The organism is Enterococcus sp. DIV0800, from assembly GCF_050559735.1.
GTDB lineage: Bacteria > Bacillota > Bacilli > Lactobacillales > Enterococcaceae > Enterococcus_A > Enterococcus_A devriesei.
The window spans coordinates 1,976,356-1,997,566 of sequence record NZ_CP187898.1; the positions used below are offsets into that span (position 1 = coordinate 1,976,356).

Annotated in this window: 17 protein-coding genes and 1 pseudogene; 5 read left to right on the top strand and 13 right to left on the bottom strand. The window is 41.6% G+C overall.

Going from position 1 to position 21,211, the window contains the following annotated elements:
* Window positions 1-129: 129 nt before the first annotated feature.
* The 5 genes from thrS to IGI54_RS09660 form a co-directional block, all read right to left on the bottom strand.
* Entirely contained in the window at window positions 130-2,034 is a 1,905-nt protein-coding gene (gene thrS / locus IGI54_RS09640) for a threonine--tRNA ligase (RefSeq protein ID WP_430620551.1), read from the bottom strand.
* A 381-nt stretch (window positions 2,035-2,415) separates the two neighbouring features.
* Window positions 2,416-5,097, bottom strand: coding sequence for an FtsX-like permease family protein (locus IGI54_RS09645; RefSeq protein ID WP_430620552.1), 2,682 nt, complete (start codon window positions 5,095-5,097; stop codon window positions 2,416-2,418).
* A 121-nt stretch (window positions 5,098-5,218) separates the two neighbouring features.
* On the bottom strand, window positions 5,219-6,325 hold the full coding sequence (locus IGI54_RS09650; protein ID WP_216428183.1) for a hypothetical protein: 1,107 nt from the start codon (window positions 6,323-6,325) through the stop codon (window positions 5,219-5,221).
* 210 nt (window positions 6,326-6,535) lie between these two features.
* Entirely contained in the window at window positions 6,536-7,879 is a 1,344-nt protein-coding gene (locus IGI54_RS09655) for a PFL family protein (protein ID WP_216428181.1), read from the bottom strand.
* Window positions 7,880-7,891: 12 nt separating this feature from the next.
* Window positions 7,892-8,161, bottom strand: a complete 270-nt coding sequence (locus IGI54_RS09660; protein WP_071860639.1) for an ACT domain-containing protein — start codon at window positions 8,159-8,161, stop codon at window positions 7,892-7,894.
* A 288-nt stretch (window positions 8,162-8,449) separates the two neighbouring features.
* Here IGI54_RS09660 and IGI54_RS09665 point away from each other — a divergent pair, with 288 nt between their 5' ends.
* The gene (locus IGI54_RS09665) at window positions 8,450-9,181 is read left to right on the top strand and encodes an NADPH-dependent oxidoreductase (RefSeq protein WP_430620553.1); all 732 of its coding nucleotides are present in this window, start codon (window positions 8,450-8,452) and stop codon (window positions 9,179-9,181) included.
* Window positions 9,182-9,205: 24 nt separating this feature from the next.
* Here the strand turns inward: IGI54_RS09665 and IGI54_RS09670 are convergent.
* From IGI54_RS09670 to IGI54_RS09690, 5 genes and pseudogenes are all read right to left on the bottom strand, one after another.
* A pseudogene (locus tag IGI54_RS09670) lies at window positions 9,206-9,805 on the bottom strand (cyclase family protein); the annotation flags it as partial.
* Window positions 9,806-9,902: 97 nt separating this feature from the next.
* Window positions 9,903-10,841 carry an NADP-dependent oxidoreductase gene (locus IGI54_RS09675; RefSeq protein ID WP_311818451.1) on the bottom strand — a complete coding sequence of 313 codons (939 nt, stop codon included), beginning with the start codon at window positions 10,839-10,841 and terminating at the stop codon, window positions 9,903-9,905.
* A gap of 63 nt (window positions 10,842-10,904) precedes the next feature.
* A complete protein-coding gene (locus IGI54_RS09680) occupies window positions 10,905-11,267 on the bottom strand; it encodes a YbgA family protein (RefSeq protein ID WP_430620554.1) in 363 nt (120 codons plus the stop codon).
* Between the two features lie 379 nt (window positions 11,268-11,646).
* Complete coding sequence (locus tag IGI54_RS09685) at window positions 11,647-12,327, bottom strand: fructose-6-phosphate aldolase (protein WP_430620555.1); 681 nt, start codon at window positions 12,325-12,327, stop codon at window positions 11,647-11,649.
* Between the two features lie 160 nt (window positions 12,328-12,487).
* Window positions 12,488-13,444 (bottom strand): sugar-binding transcriptional regulator, encoded by a 957-nt coding sequence (locus tag IGI54_RS09690; RefSeq protein ID WP_430620556.1) that lies wholly within the window; start codon window positions 13,442-13,444, stop codon window positions 12,488-12,490.
* An 85-nt stretch (window positions 13,445-13,529) separates the two neighbouring features.
* Between IGI54_RS09690 and IGI54_RS09695 the strand changes: the two genes are divergently transcribed.
* Window positions 13,530-14,018 (top strand): YbaK/EbsC family protein, encoded by a 489-nt coding sequence (locus IGI54_RS09695; protein WP_071860632.1) that lies wholly within the window; start codon window positions 13,530-13,532, stop codon window positions 14,016-14,018.
* A 48-nt stretch (window positions 14,019-14,066) separates the two neighbouring features.
* On the opposite strand, the gene IGI54_RS09700 is transcribed toward IGI54_RS09695, so the two are convergent.
* On the bottom strand, window positions 14,067-14,717 hold the full coding sequence (locus IGI54_RS09700; protein ID WP_430620557.1) for a B3/B4 domain-containing protein: 651 nt from the start codon (window positions 14,715-14,717) through the stop codon (window positions 14,067-14,069).
* A 252-nt stretch (window positions 14,718-14,969) separates the two neighbouring features.
* Here IGI54_RS09700 and IGI54_RS09705 point away from each other — a divergent pair, with 252 nt between their 5' ends.
* Window positions 14,970-15,653, top strand: coding sequence for a metal-dependent hydrolase (locus IGI54_RS09705; RefSeq protein WP_430620558.1), 684 nt, complete (start codon window positions 14,970-14,972; stop codon window positions 15,651-15,653).
* Between the two features lie 113 nt (window positions 15,654-15,766).
* The gene (locus IGI54_RS09710) at window positions 15,767-16,792 is read left to right on the top strand and encodes a threonine aldolase family protein (protein ID WP_430620559.1); all 1,026 of its coding nucleotides are present in this window, start codon (window positions 15,767-15,769) and stop codon (window positions 16,790-16,792) included.
* Window positions 16,793-16,985: 193 nt separating this feature from the next.
* Here the strand turns inward: IGI54_RS09710 and IGI54_RS09715 are convergent, their stop codons facing one another.
* Entirely contained in the window at window positions 16,986-18,545 is a 1,560-nt protein-coding gene (locus tag IGI54_RS09715; protein ID WP_216428159.1) for a PucR family transcriptional regulator, read from the bottom strand.
* Window positions 18,546-18,838: 293 nt separating this feature from the next.
* Complete coding sequence (locus IGI54_RS09720; protein ID WP_379945919.1) at window positions 18,839-19,426, bottom strand: ATP-dependent Clp protease proteolytic subunit; 588 nt, start codon at window positions 19,424-19,426, stop codon at window positions 18,839-18,841.
* A gap of 333 nt (window positions 19,427-19,759) precedes the next feature.
* Here IGI54_RS09720 and IGI54_RS09725 point away from each other — a divergent pair, with 333 nt between their 5' ends.
* The gene (locus tag IGI54_RS09725) at window positions 19,760-21,196 is read left to right on the top strand and encodes an amino acid permease (RefSeq protein WP_071860627.1); all 1,437 of its coding nucleotides are present in this window, start codon (window positions 19,760-19,762) and stop codon (window positions 21,194-21,196) included.
* The last annotated feature ends 15 nt before the right edge of the window (window positions 21,197-21,211 follow it).

Consider the following 21,211-nt stretch of genomic DNA (forward strand, 5'->3'; position numbering starts at 1 on the left):
CAGCTTCTTCGGAAATAAGCCGAAATTTCACAAAAATTTGAGGAGCAATTTTCGGAAATTCCTTCTTATTTCTTGAAGCTGAACACTTCTGTCCCAACCTCTTTTTGATTTATTTTTTTGCTTTAATCTTTAATATTGATGCACTTTTGTTTGGACTTGTTTCTGAATCATTTGGATCAGCTCAGCTTTAGGCATTTCAACTACTTCTTGACTGCCGTGTTTGCGTAACGAGAATGTTTCTTCCGATAATTCTTTATCTCCAATAACTAAAATATAAGGAACTTTTCGTAACTCCGCTTCCCGGATCTTTTTCCCTAATTTTTCATTACGGACATCTTTTTCCACCCGAATCCCGGCTTCATTAAATTCACGGAATAATTGTTCCACCCCGGCTTCATGAGCCTGCGCGACACTGATTAATTCTACTTGTTTCGGTGCTAACCAAACCGGAAAGGCCCCAGCGTAATGTTCAATCAAAATCCCTAAGAAACGATCTAGTGAACCAAAGACCGCGCGGTGAATCATCACCGGACGAGCGGATTGATTTTGTTCATCGATATAGCTTAGATCAAATTTGCCCGGCATTTGGAAATCTAATTGAACAGTCGCACATTGATGACTGCGGTTCAACGCGTCTTTGATATGGATATCAATCTTCGGACCGTAGAACGCACCATCGCCTTCATTGATATTGTATTTATAGCCCAAATCAGTCAAAACTTTTCCTAATGATGCTTCTGCTTCATCCCATAATTCAATTTCCCCCATGAAATCATCGGGGCGAGTAGATAATTCCACCGAGTATTCGAAGCCGAAAATTTTGTATACTTCGTCAATGACCTTTAATGCCAAAGCAATTTCTTGCTCGATTTGATCACGACGGACAAAGATATGGGCATCATCTTGACAAAAAGTCCGGACCCGCAGTAAGCCATTCAAAGCGCCGCTGAATTCATGACGATGGACTTGGCCGAATTCAGCCATGCGAATCGGCAGATCTCGATATGAACGCTTGCGATCCTTAAAGATCAGACAATGTCCCGGGCAATTCATCGGTTTCAAAGCATAATCCTCGTCACCAACTTTTGTGAAATACATGTTGTCCTTATAATGATCCCAGTGCCCCGACTGCTCCCATAAACGTTGATTCATGATCAAGGGTGTTTGGACTTCTTTATATTCATATTTAGCCTGTAATTCTCGTAAAAATTTTTGCAACTCATTGCGGATGATCAGACCATTTTCTAAATAAAAAGGCATTCCCGGTGCTTCATCGGAAAACATGAACAAGTCTAATTCTTTCCCTAATTTTTGATGACTACGTTTTTCAGACTCCGCCAAAAATTCTAAATGAGCCGCTAGCTGACTCTCTTCTGAGAAAACTGCACAGTTTACTCGTTGTAACATTTCATTTTTCGCATCTCCCTGCCAATAGGCTCCGGAAACTTTCGATAAGGTAAAATGTTTCGCCGCTGATAAGTCTAATGCCGCTGGCTCGAAGAAAAACTCCGATACATTGCCTAATGTATAGATAAAGACCGGCAGCTGATTGTCAAGCTGATTCAAGGCAAACAGCTTCAGCTCGTTCTCTTTAAAGACCTCTTTTGCTTCTGAAACAGTTAGACGTGCGCTTTCGATTCGAGCACCTTTTTTGATTTGCTTTTTCATGTGGCGTTCCAAATCTTTCAATATTAAAACACTTAGAGGCTGGTTCACTCGCAAATCGACCCACATTCCTTGGCCCGAGCCTTGCGCATGCGCAAACAGCGCTTCAGGGAAAAGTTCTTTGATGGCTTCTTCTAATAATAAACTGACCGTGTGACGAATCGCTGTCATCCCTTCCTTAGAGGAACGGTCATAAAATAAAATTTCTGTATTGTGATCGATCGGAGTTGATAGGTCAACAACTTCTCCGTCGATACTGCCAACGACCGCTTGTTTGGCAGAGGAATCTTTTATCTCAAACAAGGTAGTATCTTTAGCCACCTCTTGTTTATTTCCATTAGGTAAAACGACTTCGACTTCTTTTGACATACAACTCAACTCCAATCTATTTTTTAGTAAAATTTTTATTCATTGATTCCCTTAACTCTATTCAATTTTAACAAATGCTGAAAAGGATTTTCAATAAAAAAAAGCCCCTATAAAAATAGGGACGTGAATAAACGTGTTACCACCCAAGTTCCCAAAAAGTTTTCACCTTTTGGCTCTCATAATGCGTAACGGGCATTGGACGGACCGGCTTTTTCGGTCACTTAAAGGGAGTAATTTTATTCGTTCACTAGAAGCTTCCAGCCAAGGCCTCTATCTCTTGTCGTGAAGTGGGAATAAAATCATGTCCTTCTCGTTGCTTTCAACTATTGATTATTAGAATAGACCCGATAAAAAAATTTGTCAACGATTTTTCATGGAAGATTATTCATTCGACTTTAACGCATCGATCATATTGATATGACGCAGCCGGAAATGAGTCGCCGCCATGACGATCACTGTAAATAGAATCGTTAACCCGCCGGAAATCAAGTACGCCCCTGGACGAATCACCAATGGAAAAATAATCGATTCCATCGAGGCCTGATCCAAAATAAATTTCGTCAAGCCGATCCCCAGCCCATAACCACAGATAATTCCTAACAAGGTAAAGACAACGTTCTCGCGAAAAATATACGACGTTACTTCCCGGTCATAAAAGCCTAAGACTTTGATCGTAGACAATTCCCGTAAACGTTCTGAAACATTGATGTTGGTCAGATTGTATAAAACGATAAAAGCTAACAAACCAGACAAGACGACAAAGATCCAGACGATCCCGTCAAGATTATCCATCGAATGTTCTTGCGCATCGATTTGTGTTGACATGAAAGAGGTGTTGGTGACTTGTTCTGAACTTAGTAATTGTTGCGCCAATTTTTTTTCAGCAGTTTGACTCATGTCTTGGCTTTTCAGTAGATAGCTGTTGGCGACAAAATCTTCACCGCGGGCTTTTTGGTAATAGTCCTTCGACAGATACAAAAAATTTCCTAAATAATTTTCGGTGATATGGCTGATGGTCACTTTGAAGGAGCGTTGGTCTTCATCATAGACTGTCAGCGTCGAGCCTCTTTTCAACTGGAACATCTCCGCAATTTTTTCGGTGATCACCGCGCCATCATCCGTTAAGTTGAATTGCTTACCTTGATCTTTCAGGTGCACATACTTTTTAAAGGCTTGACGATCCGACGGAACCATCATCGTTAATTTTTGATTGGCTTGCCCTTTTTCTTTCAATTCAATCGTTTGATTCAACATGGCAAGTTGATCAGTGATTTGCGGCGTCTCCGCGAAGATTTTTTTCACCGCTGATGTATCTGGCTGATCGTCTAAGGTCACAATCCCTTGGTAATCAATGATGGGACCAAATTGCTTCGCGCCGACTGAGCTGAGTGAATCCCTCAGACCGACGCCTGCCACCATTAACGCCGCACAGCCAGCAATTCCGATCACCGCCATAATCATGCGTGATTTGTATCGTAAGAGATTGCGGTAGCTGACCTTTTGATTAAAGCTCAAACGTGACCAGATCGGTGTGATCCGTTCTAAGAAAATCCGTTTGCCGGGTTTCGGAGCTTTTGGTTGTAATAACTCCGCAGGCTTTTCATGCAGCTCCCGCAGCAATACTAGTAATGCGGCACCAAGGCTGGCGAATAAAAAGGCGATCGCTGCTTGGATAATCGGTCGAGCCAAGTAGAACGCTTCAACTCCGGGAAAATTATAGCGATCACTAGAAAGTTCAAAAACCAGCCGTGGTAGAGTATTGATTCCAATCACACTACCAAGTACGATTCCTAATGTTGCGGCAGACACTGCATAAATAATATATTTGATAGCAATTTCAAAGCGGGAATACCCTAAAGCTTTGAGTGTCCCGATCTCTCGCCGATTTTCTTCTACCATTCGCGTCATTGTCGTAAACGTGATCAAGGCTGCAATGAAAAAGAAAAACACGGGAAAGACATTGGCAATCGCCGCGATTCGTTCAGACAAGTCACCATACTCCTGAAAGCCGGGATTTTCAGCCCGTTGATCGTAAGTATAGCTGGGCTCCTTCAGCTCTGCGATGGTTTCCTCGCTGTCCTTGATTTGTTGCTGGGCAGAAATTAATTTCTCCCGATTGGCGGTCAGTTCTTTTTGCTGAGTCTCCAGACTCTGTTGGGCCTCTTCTAATTGTGGATTACCGGTTGGCAAACTAGCTGCTTGCTGCTGTAGTCGCGCCTTTCCTTGATCCAACTCCTTTTGGCCAGCTTCCAGTTTCGCTAAGTTCTCATTGATCTCACTTTTTTTCGGCTGCAGCTCTTTCTCTGCGGACTCGCGAATCTCTGCCCCTCGCTCATTTGAGCGATCAGCAAAATGCTTTTCGACCTGATTGATATTTTCATCCATCTTCTCTTCATAGTCTTTACCAAAAGTCTCTAAGCCCTTGACATTATCAAATCGGAGATAAATCACACTTTTTACTTCTGACGAAAAATTCTTTTCTGGCAAATAAGCAAAAAAATCCACGCCGCCGTTGCCGACATTTGAAAGGCCGCGTTCATCGGTACTCGTATAGATTGGCGATTGGACGAAGCCGACGATTTTAAAGTTTTTACGCGTCAATTGATCCGGTTGATCAATTTGATATGTTTGCTTCAGACGATACCCTTCTGCTTGGGCTTTTTCATCTAACACAATTTCATTTTCCGCTCGTGGCAAGTGACCGGATTTAACGATCAATTGATTCTGCTGATCGTCTTGATTATAAGAATACAGTTTAACCACTTGATTCTTTTCACTATCGGCATAGAAAAGTTGATAGCCGCTCTCTGCTTCAGCATGAGGAATGTCCGCAGCTAATTTCTCATCTGTGTCAATCAAACCGCCGGTAGAAATAATTTGCAAGTTGGATAATTCCTGACGATCTACGTAACGACTGGCGGAATGATTCAAGATTGGACCCGTCGCTTTGATCCCAACGTACAATAATGTGCCTAATAAAATAATCAGAACGATCGCTATAAAACGACCCTTCGAATAAAAAATTTCACGTAAGCTAGCCTTCATATAAGTTTTATTTTTCATCTATCTACTCCTGTATCTGCTTCTAACAGTTGATCCTTTTTATTCTAACACAAAACGTTTTCAGGCTAGTGAGGAAGCAACTAAAAAACCGCCACAAAATAGCTTTTGCAGCGGTTTATATTTAAAAACGATAGGCGCACAGAGGAAGTAAGATATTTCCTAACACCGTAAAGAAGGCCAATAGCCAAAAAACGTGTTTTCCTAAGAAGGAAGCAAAGCGATCATCATGATAATAGGATCGCTGTCGATTGATAGTAATGATCGCGAAAGAGGCAAACAGAATGATCAAGATCCCAAAAATATTTACAAACTCCAATAACCCTGCATGAAGCGCATCGGGAATCAAATTCGCCCCCACGATAATATTACTAACAGTCCCGAATAACGCCCCAGGGATCATACTTAACGGATCAACATTATGATACGTACAAATAAACAGCACGATCAGTACCCAACTCAACGTACCCACTAGCGCAATAAAACATTTGATATACAATCCAATCGTCTCCCGATTCAACTCGATAGCAGTCAAAAATTCTGTCACCGAGTAGGAGCCTCTGCCTTCTGTCTCCGGATTTAATTTGTCATTCTCATATTCCTTTACAAAAATATTCGTATCAAACCGTTTTAATTCAAAACCAGAGATATTGATATTTTCATTGATCGAGGAATTCTCTTTGTCAGCTACAAAAACAATATTGCTGATATCATCCTTAGGTTCCAAATAGAAACGCAATTGATGCGACCCCATAGGAAAGCGTGTCGTCCAAAACGTTTTGGCTATCGTCGAAGTCACCCGTGCCAGCTGATAATTTGTGTTACCGTCCTTGATATCTTTCAAAGTTTCTTGGGAGTCTATCAGTCCATGATAAATTTCATAATTGTTCAGCATATCAAGGTTTGGGTCGCCATCCCAACGAAACCAAACTTGAAATGTAATCGTATAGCTAGATGAGCGGATATCTATTTTATTGATATTTTCGATATAGACACCCGTCTTCACTCTAATGGCATTTTCCGCAAGCTGGTTCTCACTTTTTGATAAAGTCGGATTTTCGTTTAAATAGCGCTCCCAATAAACGTCCTCCATCTTGCCATCGCGGTATAAATACCAGCTAGTGTAACCAATATATAAGGTGAAGAAGACGAAGATCACGGACAACCAAACCCATAATTTTTTCTTTTGGTTCTTTTCTAATCTAGAATAGCCGCTTTTCCACCGATTCATCTAAGCGCCTCCTTTTATTCCAATTAATTATAATAAAAAATCTAATTATATTGACACTTAATTTTAATCTATACTGGCTAATAATTCAAAAGATACAGTAAGAATTTTATGCTAGGATGATTTATTTAATTAAAATCAGTCTAAAAGCGTCGCTTAGAGAATCTAAAAAAAAGCCTTCACCTGTGGGAAGACTTTCTAATAATTAAAGGATTAATTTTTAAATGAATGGATGGGAGCTGGAATGCGTCCACCACGAGCAACAAAATCATTTGACCCCGCAGCATTGACCGCCATCACCGGCGCTCTGCCAAGTAGACCACCGAATTCGACCATCTCGCCAATTTTTTTGTCTTTTGCTGGGATGATTCGAACCGCTGTGGTCTTATGATTGATTACACCGATTGCCGCTTCATCCGCGATCATCGCCGCAATACTGCTGGCCGGTGTATCCCCCGGAATCGCGATCATATCCAAACCAACGGAACAAATCGCGGTCATTGCCTCCAGTTTTTCAATCGTTAAGTAACCATTGTTCACCGCATCGATCATTCCAGCATCTTCCGAAACCGGAATAAAAGCACCGGATAATCCGCCAACATGATTACAAGCCATCACGCCGCCCTTTTTCACGGCATCGTTCAACAGCGCTAACGCCGCCGTCGTTCCGTGAGTACCAACACTTTCCAAGCCCATTTCTTCTAAGACATGAGCAACAGAATCACCAACTGCCGGCGTTGGCGCCAACGAAAGATCCACGATCCCAAATGGAACTTCTAAACGTTCCGAAGCGATCCGTCCAACCATTTGCCCCATTCGAGTAATTTTGAAGGCCGTTTGTTTCACGACTTCAGCCACAACATCGAAAGATTCGCCCTTAACTTTTTCCAATGCCCGTTTCACTACGCCGGGACCACTGACACCAACATTGATCACGCAGTCCGCCTCACCGACACCGTGGAAGGCGCCAGCCATGAAGGGATTGTCCTCCACCGCGTTAGCAAACACGACTAATTTGGCACAACCAAGATCAGAGGCCGCTGCCGTTTCTTTTACAATTTTTCCCATGTGAGCGACGGCATCCATATTGATCCCCGCCTTAGTCGAACCGATGTTGACCGATCCACAAACAAAATCAGTCTCCGCCAATGCTTGCGGAATGGAATTCATTAAGATCGCATCACCATGCTGGTAACCTTTTTCAACCAGTGCAGAAAAGCCACCTAAAAAGTTTACACCCACCGCTTTAGCCGCTTTGTCCAATGTTTTCGCAAATTTTACATAATCCGTGTCTGGCGTCGCCGCCGCAATAATCGCGATGGGCGTCACCGAAATCCGTTTATTAATAATGGGAATCCCGTATTCTCCTTCAATCGCCTCACCAACTTTGACTAAGTCTTTCGCCTTCGTGGTGATTTTCTGATAAATTTTTTCACAGGCGCGATCGCTATCACTATCAATACAATCTAATAATGATATCCCCATGGTAATCGTCCGGATGTCTAAATTTTCTTCTTCGATCATTCGAATCGTTTCCAGTATTTGATTGGTTTCCACAAAGAGCCCTCCTTATAATTTATGCATCGTGTCAAAAATTTCTTGATTTTGAATACTGATTTTCACGCCTAAATTTTTTCCTAACTCATGAAGCTGCTCACGCGCTCCTTCAAAATCTTGCTCCGCATTCGTTAGATCCACTAACATCATCATGGTAAAATAATCCCCCATGATCGTTTGAGACACATCAAGAATATTAATTTTTTGTTCTGCTAATTTTTGGCTGACACCGGCAACGATACCGACCTTATCTTTTCCAATAACCGTAACTACACCACGCATTTGCAGGACCCCTTTCAGATAATTGTTTTTAATTATAGCATAGCGATGGCAAAACAATTAGAATTTTATTAATATAAACAAACTTTTTCTATCAAACGTTCGTGTTTTGCGAGTTCTACTCCTTGCTTTAGCAAGGTCAGTAGAATCGTATGCGGACGAAGATTCATTCATTTTTTTGCTCTTAAAAAAATGAGTTCCTTAAAATCGAGCTAACTGTGAGTTCTACTCCTTTTCTGCTTTACTTCTTTCCGCACCAGCTTTATTCTGACATTAAAAGGAGGAATTTTGATGGAGCTTTTTGAAACAATGATCCAACATACATCTGTTCGTTCATTTACCGATCAAAAACTATCGGCGGAATTGCAGGAGCAATTAGTTTTAGCTGCCCAAAGTGCCAGCAGCTCGAATTTTCTTCAAGCTTACTCATTGATTCAGGTCACGGATAACGCAAAAAGAAAAGCGATCGAAACAATTGCAAAGTTCCCGGTTGACAATGGAACGAATGGACAGTTTTATATTTTTATTGCGGATTTAAATAAACACGCACAGGTGTTACAGCAGCAAAATCTTTCCACTGAACATTTGTCTACGATGGAATCCTTGGTGGTCGCTATTGTTGATACGGCTTTGGCTGCGCAATCGATGGCAGTCTATGCTGAGTCTGTTGAGCTGGGCATTTGTTATGTTGGCGGCATCCGGAATGATTTATTTAAAATGAAAGACTTGCTCGATCTGCCAAAATTCACTTATCCGGTTTTTGGTCTTTTCGTCGGCTATCCTGCCGAAAAGAACGAAGTCAAACCACGGCTGCCAAAAACAGCCATACTTAATACAAATACTTATCAACCCTTCACACCAGCGATGCTTGCTGACTACGATGAAGTGACAACAACCTATTACCTAGAGCGCAGTACAAATATGCAGGCAACTAGCTGGTCAGAAAAAGTCCGGCAACATTTTGCCCAAGCGCGTCGTAGCAACACGATCGATTTTCTAAAAAAGCAAGGCTTCGTTTTTTAAGCGAAGCCTTGCTTTTTTCATCGACTAATCATTCGGAACGATTGCAAGCGCCCGCACATTAAAGCCCGGCGCATCCTTCACTTTGGGAACACCAAGCGAGATTGCACCGCCGACTGCTGGCAGTTCGGTCAAACGGCTCAATACTTCCACTTGAAATTTATCTTGCGAAAGCCAATATAATTCCCCAAGCAAACCGCCATTTTTAGTGCAATCTACCGCAGAATCAGTATCCAACGTTTCATGACCGATTGCAGTGACTTGGAGTTCTTCATGTAAAAATTTCAACGCTTCTAATGACCAGCCTGGCGTGTGGCCCTGCCCTTCACGATCAACATTATAAAATTTTTCAGGTTCTTCCCAACGTTTCCACCAACCACTAGCAAATGCCACAAAACTTTCCGCTGGAATTTTTCCATGTTCAGCTTCGAAATTTTCGAGATCCGCTACCGTCAGAGAATAATCTGGATTTTTCGCCACAGCTGCTTCTTTATGAATCACAATCAGCGGCAGCAAAAAATCTTTGATTGCTAATTGATCAACGGATATTCGATCCTCAACAAAATGGATCGGTGCATCAATGTGCGTTCCGTATTGGGTCACTAAACGGTATTCCTTCGGAAAAAAAGCTTAAGCGAACTCGCTGGTCCGCGAAAAAATCGTCAGTAAAGTCGAATTCGCTGTAAAAAAAAAGACTGCATCAACATTTGATGCAGTCGGTTGCTTATTCATTTGTCAATACGATTTTACCTTTAGCATGATGCGTAGCACTTAATTCATGGGCTTCTTTGACGCCCGCTGCAGTTAATGGATAAGTGTGTCCAATCACACTTTTCACTTTGCCAGCCGCCATTAAGTCGGCGATTTCTTGCAATTGTTCACCATTAGGTTGCAGCCAGATACTTTCCGCTACCGCCACCGTTTTAGCCAGCTCTTCATCTGGTTGACCCACGATTGAAATCAAACGGCCTTGTTCATTTAAAATTTTAAAACTGTTTGCTTGGACTTCTCCGCCCATCGTATCGAAAACCAAATCAACGTTTTCCAATACTTCTGAAAAATCGGTCGTATGATAATCAATCACTTGATCAGCACCAAGTTCTTTTAATAAGGCATGATTTTTCTCACTAGCGGTTGTGATAACTGTCGCACCTGCATTTTTAGCTAATTGGATCGCATAAATCCCAACACCGCCAGCTCCCGCGTGGATTAAAACTTTTTCCCCCGCTTTTAATTGACCATGAGTGAACAACGCCTGATAGGCTGTTAAGCCAGCTAAGGGAACTGCCGCCGCTTCCTCAAAAGAAACATTGTCAGGCTTTCTTGCTAATAAATGATCGTCCACGATCGTGTAATCCGCATATGTGCCAAACCGCGTTGTCTCAGGGCGCGCGAAAACTTTTTGCCCCACTTGCCAATCCTTCACTTTAGAACCAATCGCTGCGATTTCACCGGCGACATCCCAACCTAACGTAATTGGAAATTCCCATGGCATCATTTGTGCCAAGTAGCCTTCCCGTAATTTCCAATCAATCGGATTGACTGATGTGGCGTGTACTTTTACTAAAACTTGATGTTCACCTAGCTCTGGTAATTCAACCTTGCTTGCTTTCAATTGGTCCGCATGACCATAATTTTCAATGACAATTGCTCGTGTTTCCATTCTTACATCCCTCCATGTTTGATCATTATAAAAGTCCTTCAAAAAAATCGGTAACAATTTGCTTTAGTCGAACAGATGAGAATTCAATAAATAGGCAATCTGATACTTCTCAGCCAACTTTTTTAAATAAGGCAGCGCGGAATCTTTACTCTCACTCAGTGTATCCAAGCAACGAAAAAACTCTGATCTTTCTTCCTTACTGGCGATTTTTTTGAAATACCCCCAGACATGCTCGTAAGCATTTCTTTGCGCTTTAACGTTGACCGGTAGCGTTTTGACATGCTCAATCTGCTGATAAAAAAGCTGTGCTTTTTCTTCACTCCAGCGATTACCCGAAAAAAGCTGACGAATCAGCAAATAGTCTTCCTGAGAGCGAGCCATCACAAAATATTTCCAGCGAGCCCATTCCTTTTGCAGTTCTTCCATCCACTCACCTCAAGTTAAGGGTAACATCAGTTGGACGAGATGTTGGAAAAAATGCTCAGTTTCTAAATAGCCAGGTAGGTAGATGTATTTTTTATACGCGTACCCTCCCACTAAACGTTTCGAACAATGATTTAGTTTTATATTTTATTTTATGCGCCAATCCTATTGACTGTAAAAAGTAGGACTGGCAGCTATTTCATATTTAAGAAACTCATCTTTCTCTCCGAAAAAAATGAATCTTATTTTCCTTCGCATACCATCCCACTAAACTTCTCGAACAATGATTTACTAAGAAAAATGTATAGCTCATTGATTAAACACACTGCAAAAAGTGGGACTGGCAAAAAAACAGACAGATTTCTCTGTCTGTTTTTAGGTTTTATAAATCGGAGACGGTGGTTCCTTCGCCGAAGCTTGCTTCCCAATCGGCGGTAAAATCGGTAACTGCTTGAGCAACCGAAGGCATCGCTAGGGCTTGTTGAATTATATCAACCCCCATCGTCGCTGCTTGGCTGCCGTTTTCTAAAGCCGCGTTGACTTGTCCGACATTTTTAAAGCTGGCTGCCAAAATTTTGGTTTCACTCTTTGTCCGGGCGATTTCTTCCGCCATTTCAAAAATCGCTTCTCGCGGATCGATATTCAAATTTTCCATTCGATTGAAATACGGCGCGATATAATCAGCCCCCGCCGCAATCGCCAGATAGGCTTGGAATTTCGTATAGATGGCTGTTGCGGTCACATTGACTCCGCGACGTTTTAATTCTTTGATTGCTTTTAATCCCGGTTCGTTGACTGGAATTTTGATAAAGACTTTTTGATCAATATTAGCTAAAATCTTTTCCGCATCTTTGATGATCCCATCATAATCTTGGGCTACAACTTGTACATGCAACGAGCGGTGTTCGCCAATAATACCGCGAATTTCCTTCATGTGTTGGAAGAAATCAATTTTTCCTTCTTTTTTTACGATAGACGGATTTGAAGTGACTCCGGCGATCGGTAAAAAATCCGCAAATTTTTTAATTTCAGCGAGGTTCGCTGTATCTAACATAAATTCCATTGAAAAAATCCCCTTTACTATTTTCTATAAGCTAAGCATAGCATCCTGCCCTAATTATTTCTGTATCCTCCAAGCAAAAAAAGTGAAAAGCGTTAATTCAAGCCTTTCACCTCTGAATCTTTTTAGTTTTTCGCACAGATGTGCATTTCAAATAAAAAAACTACATTCGCTGACTAATCCGTAAAATTTCTTCGGCTGTTTCTTGATCCGTGATCAAGGTATTGAGATAGCCCTTTTGCAGCAAAGGAACGATCGAGCGAGCTTTGGAACGGCCACGAGCGATTCCGACTGATTGGGGTACCTTTGCCAGTTCTTCTAATTGCAGTCCAATCGTCCGCTGATTCAACGAACCATCCAACGCCTTGCCATAGCTGTCATAAAACCGACAACAGCAGTCGCCAATCGCTTCTCGCAATTTCAACTCTTCAAAATCCGCTGCCGTCAATAAATCACGCCACTGACTTTTTTGATAGCTCAATGGTCCGCCGATTCCAACAATCGCCATATCTAGTCGCTGCCAGCAATCCTTTAATTCATAGAAATATTTTGAGTTAAAGATTCCTTCCGCCAATTCTTTCGTTTCTTGGATCACAGAAGCATTGATAAATAAGCTTTGACCATTTACTTTCCGCGCTAACTCATAGACGAGGGTATTAACGTGATAACGAGAATTAATATGGCTCGGTCCCCCCGCCACAGGTACAACCACGACTTCGCTTAATTGTTTCGGTTCAATTTTATTAATCGCGTGGCCCACACTAGCCCCCCAAGAAAGACCAACCACCAACTCATCCGTCAATTGCCGCCGCAACCAAGCACCAGCCGCTTCTGCCAATCGTTCCTCTTGATCCTCTTCGCTAGCATCCCGCTCATTAGAAACTAGCTCCACGGCTTTTAATTCAAACGTTTGCTTCAACTGTTCTTCCAATTCAAACAACGCTGAATCAAAATGATTGATCTTGATCTCAACGATACCTTGCTTTTTCGCTTGGCTGATCATCCGGCTGACTGTCGTGCGATAGATGGATAATTCTTTAGCAATTTGAGCCTGCGTCAGCTCTTGTTCGTAATACATATAAGCGACTTTGGCTAATAATTTTTTCTTATCCTCTTTCATACTGCTTCCTTCCTTGTTGTGAAATCTTATTTACCTGTTTCCGAAAAGCGTGTATCATTCTAATTAACGAATGGAGGAGAGCTCAATGTCTATAGAAGCCACAAAAGCCTTTTTCTCACAATATGAAATGACTGATCGGATCCACGAATTTCCCGTTTCTAGTGCAACCGTCGAGCTGGCTGCCAAAGCCTTGGATTGTCCGCCGGAATTAATCGCGAAAACGATGTCCTTCACCCTGAAAAAGAGTGACAAGACAATTTTAATCGTGATTGCCGGTGATGCAAAAATTGATAATGGCAAATACAAGGCGACTTTTAATGAACGTGCCACGATGGTAAAAGCCGATCAAGTCGAAGAGACGATCGGTCATCCTGTCGGCGGCGTTTGTCCTTTTGCGATCAAAGCTGACGTTGACGTTTACCTTGACGAATCGTTGCAACGTTTTGAACGAGTCTTTCCCGCCTGCGGCAGTCCCAACAGTGCGATTGAGCTAACGATACCTGAATTAGAAACGTATACCCGCTACAAAAAATGGGTCGATGTCTGTAAAAATTGGCCAGCAAACGAATTATAGGCATTGCTAAATTTAAAGTCTAAAGACGAGTCAGCTGACTCGTCTTTTTTAAATGATCGCTTGTGCTACCACGCGGCAGTCCTGCAAATAAGCTTCTAACACTTTTTTGACAGTGGCTTGATCCACTCCCGTATCATCTGCAAATTGATAGCCTACGATCAATGCGCGGGTCGTCTCCTCACCAATCATTCCCCGAGTGGCATCAGAAGTTGGACTACCAAATGGTCCCGCGGAATCTTCTAACACCAAAAGATTCTCAATGTTAACCGATTTATTTCCGATACCGCTGTAACGTTCGCCGGCTTTTCCGACTGTTAACTGAATCGGTTCATCCACTTTGCTTAAATCATACGAGCCAAAAGGCAGCTTCCAGTTCAATGAAAAATAATTATTCAAGTCAACGAGGTCATTAATTTGATAAAGACCCTTTTGTTGAACGACCCGCCGCCACAAACTATCTGAAGACGGACGAAACCGGGCCGGATCTTTTCCTAATGTACGATAGGCTTTTTTAGTCGCGACGATTCGTGGATCATCCTTAATCATTTCAAGCGTATCCTCAACCTCGATTTTTTCTATTAAAGGATTCAACAGCTCTTGCCAAATAGCAGCTTGATAGTCTTGATTCGTGAATTCGATCACTGTGCAGGCCAGCGAGATCCCTAATTGCTTCAACTTCGGATCAACCGTAATCTTCATTTTTTCTCCTCCAACACTTTTCTTCTAGTTTAAACGTTTTCGCTAAAAAGCAAAAGGCTTCTTGTTACTGCTTACAAAAAATCTTCGTTATAATGAACAGTAGATGGACGGACTTCAAAAAAATGAAGTTCTCTTTTATAAATAACGTTGTGACAGAAGTAGCTTCTTCGGAAATAAACCGAAATTTTTCAAAGCTGACCGAATCTGTCACAACCTCTTTCTAAAAAACGTATGAACAAGGAGGAATTTCAAATGAAAATCACGTATCATGGTCATTCCATTCTTTCGATCGTCAGGAAAGATGGTCAGAAATTATTATTTGATCCATTTATTACCGGCAATTCATTAACCGACCTGAAAGCAGATGAAGTCACGACAGATTGGATCTTAGTCACTCATGGTCATAGTGATCACATTGGCGACATGGTGCCCATTGCTAAACGAAATGATGCTACCGTGATCAGTATTGTCGAAGTTTGTTCTTTTGCGGAAAAGAACGGTGTAGAAAAGACTCACGGTATGAACATTGGCGGAAAATATGATTTCCCCTTTGGTCGCGTAAAAATGGTCCACGCGCAACACAGCTCCGGCTATGAAGTCGATGGACAAATGGTTTATATGGGCGAGCCCGCAGGTTTCATTATCCAAGCTGAAGGAAAAACAATTTATCACGCCGGTGATACCTCGAATTTCGGTGACATGGCACTTTTCGGTAACGCCTTTGATATTGATGTGGCTTTCTTGCCGATTGGCGATAATTTTACGATGGGTCCGAATGAGGCTGCTAGCGCCGCAAAACGACTGAAAGCCAAACAAGTCGTGCCGATCCATTACAATACCTTTCCCGTCATTAAACAAGACCCTGAAGCCTTCGTTAAGCTTTTGCCGGAAAATGTCGGCAAGGTTTTAGCTGTTGGAGAAACTTTAGAACTATAAAAATCAACGGGCAGCTTGTCTGCTCGTTGATTTTTTTACCGACCTGAGTCATACAAATAAAACTGTGTCTTCTTCAAAAATTCGTTATACTGATATAAAAAAGGAGTTTGCCTATGTTGAACTTTGAGAGTGATTATTTAGAAGGGGCTCATGAAAAAATTTTGGCCCGTTTGGTAGAAACCAATCAAGAAAAATTAAGCGGTTATGGGCGGGATAAATATTCTGCCTCCGCGATTGATAAAATTCGGCAAGCGACGCTTTGCCCTGAAGCTGAAATTTATTTTATTTCCGGTGGTACTTTAACCAACGCCTTAGTGATTGCTTCACTGTTAAAAAAATACGAAGGCGTTATCGCCCCCGAAACTGGACACATCACCACCCACGAGACCGGCGCCATCGAATTTTCCGGCCATAAAGTTTTAAGCTTGCCGCAAACCAACGGGAAAATTTCTGCGGAACAAATCCGCGAGTACCTTGAACAATTTTGGGCAGATGACAATCGCGAGTTCATGGTTTTTCCTGGGATGGTCTATCTCTCTCATCCTACTGAATACGGCACGCTCTATTCACAGGAAGAATTAAAAATGATTTCGGCAGTTTGTCAGCAATACAAGATCCCTTTATTTTTAGACGGCGCTCGCTTAGGCTACGGCTTAGTCAGCCCTGAATCAGATTTAAGCTTTCCACAGATCGCCGAATACTGTGATGTTTTTTACATCGGTGGAACAAAAGTCGGCGCGCTGTTAGGAGAAGCAATCGTCTTTACCAAAAAGAATACTCCCGACTATTTCATCGCCCACATGAAACAACAAGGCGCACTGTTAGCCAAAGGCCGTTTATTAGGATTGCAATTCGATACGCTGTTTACCAATCAGCTGTATTTTCAGATCAGTCAGCACGCTATCGACATGGCAATGCGTTTAAAGCAAGGGTTATTAGCAAAAAATTATCGTTTTTATCTTGATTCGCCAACGAATCAGCAATTTGTTATTTTGGAAAACAAACAAATGGAAGAACTAAAACGGCAAGTCGCCTTCAGCTTCTGGGAAAAATACGATGAACAGCATACGGTGATTCGTTTCGCTACCAGTTGGGCAACGAAACAAACGGAGATCGATGAATTATTAGCATTATTGTAAACGGCTTGTCGTTAAAGCCGTTTTTTATGTCTCTGCTCTAGTGATAGCTTAACTTTTTTAATTGTAAAACCGACAGCTAATAAGAGAGACTTCGCGAAATAGGAGATAGATATACCTGCTGTAAAGCAATTTATTCATTTGAAAATTTTATACTTTCTTTATAAACTAAAAAAACTTCCGGATCTCGGAAGTTTTAGAGGCTGATTAAACGGTAGGTCAAACAGGCGACATAGCATTCGTAACTTTCAGAAAAGCGCATTACATTGTAGCCGAGCGCTTCGCTGATTTTTTTGATCCGATATTTCACTGTATTTTTATGGATAAACAGTTGTTCGCTGCAAATTTGAAAATCGGCTCCGGCATCTAATAGAAAGCTGCATAATGTCATTAGCTGCTCTTTGCTATCCATAATAGGACTTAACAGTGCTAGCGTCTCTTCGACTTCCGCTTCACCAGATTGAATCAATTTATTGGCGTAAGCGACTTGCCGAATCTCACTAATAGAGAAATTCTTTTTCTCGTGAAATAACTTCGGCAGCTGCAGCGCAACTTCATTGACTAATTGATAAGTCGTTCGCACATCGGTGGTATTGCGTAAACGAGGACACAAAACGATACTATCGATACTCTCTTTGTAGGGACTGTTTTGGATGAACGTTTCTCCCAGTACCAGCTCAGAGTCATTGTGGCGATAATTTCCTAAAAGCACGATCAACTGGTCATCCAATAATTGGGTGACACAGGTTTTATAAAACTTTGAAGCATAGCTGAGAATGTCTTCTTTTAATTTCTTTTCTTCTTTAAGATCGTTTAATTGTAGGAGCCACATTAACTCGATCCCCTTTACATCGATCTTCAATTGATTTGCCAAGCGATACATCTTTTCGCTTTCATCATTTAAAATCGCGTGAACTAGCGCCGCTTCATTGACTTCACCGTGCTTCTTGCCCCATAAATTCAAAGCAACTCGCAGCAGTTCCACCGTTTGTTCACATTCAGCTTCTGTCAATAATTCATGTTCCTTTAGTAAATAGAGAGACAGCGAGCCATTTCCTTTTTGATAAAGTTCCTTATAAAAAATAGAGAAATCATTTTTAAGCACTTGTTGGCCGTCCTCTACCGCGACTCGCCGTAATAGACGTTCTAAATCAGTCGTAGAATTTCTCGGCCACTTGATTTGATTGGTCACTTCGTTGTCAGCATTCATCAAAACAATATTCGTTCGTAAAAGATCCGACAGTAGCTTCAGTGTAATATCCACCGTCCGTAAGTGCTCCGGTAGTAAAGAAGCTTTCTCGAGTACTTCATTGACAATATTATCAGCCGGTCGTTTTTTCAAAATTTCCGCCATCAACTCAATAATCACTTCACTATATCGAATACAACGATACTGTTTTGGCATTTGGATAATAATAAAATCCAACGCTTGAGCCGTTTCTAAAACTTTGGGGGCCACTCGCGGCAAAACCGTTCCAACATTATATAAAATGATCCCAATACCGCCCATTCGCTGTAATTGACAAATCGTTGCACACTGCTTGTCAATGTCCTCTCTGATGCTAAAAAAGGAAGTCAGTGCCAACTCGCCTGTATGGTATTCATTCAATTCGAAATGTTCTTCACAGTATTCCATATCGGCAATCTCTAAAAAAGACAGCGACGTTACCGTCTGATTTAAATTGTTGTGCCCCGTCAACACCTCGGCTTCTCTCAAAGAAGGCAACACTAACAATTCCTTTATTTTAGCTCCCAATCCCGTTCCTCCTTAAAATATTCACATCAAATTTTATTTTTCCTCTAACATTAGCAGATTCACTTTTCCTTGTCTATTATATTTTTCTTATTTCAGCCGAATTATTTTAGGGGAAAGAAAAAGAACTTGTGACAAAAATCTTGTCACAAGTTCTTTTTACCAATAAACGACGTACCAGTAGTAGCTTCTTCGGAACTAAGCCGGATCATCTCAAAAATATGAGAAACTATTTTCAATTTTTTTCGGCTTACTTCTTGAAGCTGAACACTTCTGTCACGACCGCTTGTTTGTTCTTATTTAACTGCAGATTCTGATTCTACGATCTTGTTGACGATGCCGTAGTCCTTAGCTTCTTCTGCTGAAAGCCAGAAGTTGCGGTCGGTATCTTTTTCAATTTTTTCCAAAGTTTGACCGGTTGCTTTGGCGATTAATTTATTCACCCGTTTGCGCATCCGTAGAATTTCTTTGGCTTCGATTTGAATTTCGGTTGATTGCCCTTGCACGCCGCCAGCCGGTTGATGAATCATGTAGCGGGTATTCGGCAAGCTGTAACGATCTTTTTTATCCGCCGCCAAATAAATCGTGATCCCAGCACTTGCTACCCAGCCGGTTCCGATCACTTTTACTTTTGGTTTGATAAATTTAATGACATCGTGGATCGTATCGCCGGACTCCACATGGCCACCTTGGCTATTAATAAACATTGTAATTGGTTCTTCACTAGCAGATGATAAATAAAGCAACTGCTCAGTCACCGTTTTGGCTAACTCTTGTGTGATTTCGCCATAAATCAAAATTGTCCGTTGCTTCAATAATTTTAAGAGCATTGGATTTTGTTCTTCTGGTTTTGGTGTGTCAGCTTCTGCAAAAAGATGATTCATAAAAAATTCCTCCTCGTTTTCTAAGACTTCACTATTAGTATAGCCAAAAAAAATTAGAATGAACAGAAAGAGCCTCTGACTAGCTGACTTGCTAAAGTGAAGAAAAGCTGTGGTAAACTAACCAAAAGACTGTTGATTCCTATTGAGCTTTGGCAAAAATTTTTGAAATTTAGCAAAGTATTCATTTTTATTGGCACTATTTATTTTTTTATGGGATGATAGATCGTATTTGTAAAAAAGGAAGGGGATCTTCGTGGCTTATCGAAACAAGCCTCCGTCATCTGCTCGTTAAACTAATCTGATTTCTATTATTTTACTGAAGGAGCAATTTACATGATCGAGGAAAAGAAAAGTTTTATCTCATGGCCAGTCTTAGCCATGATGTCGTTTGTTACTGTCATTGGTTTTGATGATATTATTTATAACTTTGCCAACCAAGGCTTAGGTGTTATTACTTCTTGGATAATTTTACTGCTATTATATGTGATTCCTTATTCTTTGATGGTTGGTCAACTAGGTTCGGTGTTCAATCATGAAGGCGGCGGCTTGACCTCGTGGGTACGAGGAACCAGCGGCGATCGACTAGGTTATTTTACCGCTTGGACCTATTGGGCGGCGTCGATCCCTTATGTCGTCGATACGGCTAACGCGGTTGTCGTCGGTTTCGGCTGGCTAGTCAACGGCAATGATTCAATGGAAGATAAAATGTCCAACTCAATGTTTGCCTTATTAACCTTCTGTGTTTTCTTAGCCTTTATTTTCTTGCAACGACATTTTAAAAAATCATTGGAAGTCTTGAGTACTTTAGGCGGCGGCGCGATGTTCATCATGGCCTTGCTGTTTGTCTTTATGACCTTCGCTTCCTTGTTTATGCCAAACGGTCATATCGAAACACAGCCAATGAATCTAGGTGCCATCGTACCCAAATTCAATCTGCATTATTTAACCACGATCGGCCTGTTAATCTATGCCATCAATGGTGCGGAACTCGTCGCGCCCTTTGTCACTCGGATGCGTAAGCCGCAAAAAGATTTTCCTAAAGCAATGATCATGCTGACCGTGATGACAATCTTCTTGACGGTCTTTGGTTCATTCTCACTAGGCGTCTTTTTCAACGCCCATCACCTGCCAAATAATTTGAAAATGAACGGGTCCTATTATGCTTTCCAACGACTCGGTGAATTTTTCCATCTTGGGAACAGTTTGATGTATGTTTTCGCCGTGACCCAAATCATTTATATGTGCGCGCTGTTGGCGGTCTTATTAGATGCCATGACCCGGATGCTGATCTCTGATACCGGTAAACAATTTATGCCGAAGAAATTAACTAAACTAAACGCGGAAGGCTTACCGATCAACGGCTACATTTTAACTACCGCTTTAAGTGCCTTCATTTTATTATTAGGCGTTTTCTTGCCAGAGATGAATGATATCTTTAACTGGTTGTTGAATCTTAACGGCATTATTTCACCAGGTGTGACTTGCTGGATTTTTTACGCCTTCATTCGGATTCGCTTAGACAGTCGGAAATTTCAATCCGAGTATGTCTTTATCAAAAATGATCGGATGGCGGTCTTTGTCGGTGGCTGGTGTCTCGCAGTAACGGTTATCGCAACCTTGTTCGGGATTTTACCACAAGACGCCGCTTATGGCTCCAGCTTGTTCTGGCATGAATTGATTATTAACATCGTCGGAATCGTTGTGTTGATCGGCTTAGGTTTTGTGATGCCAACGTTAGCCAAACGGGAACGTGAAAAAGAAATGAATTAATTTTTTAGACTGTCT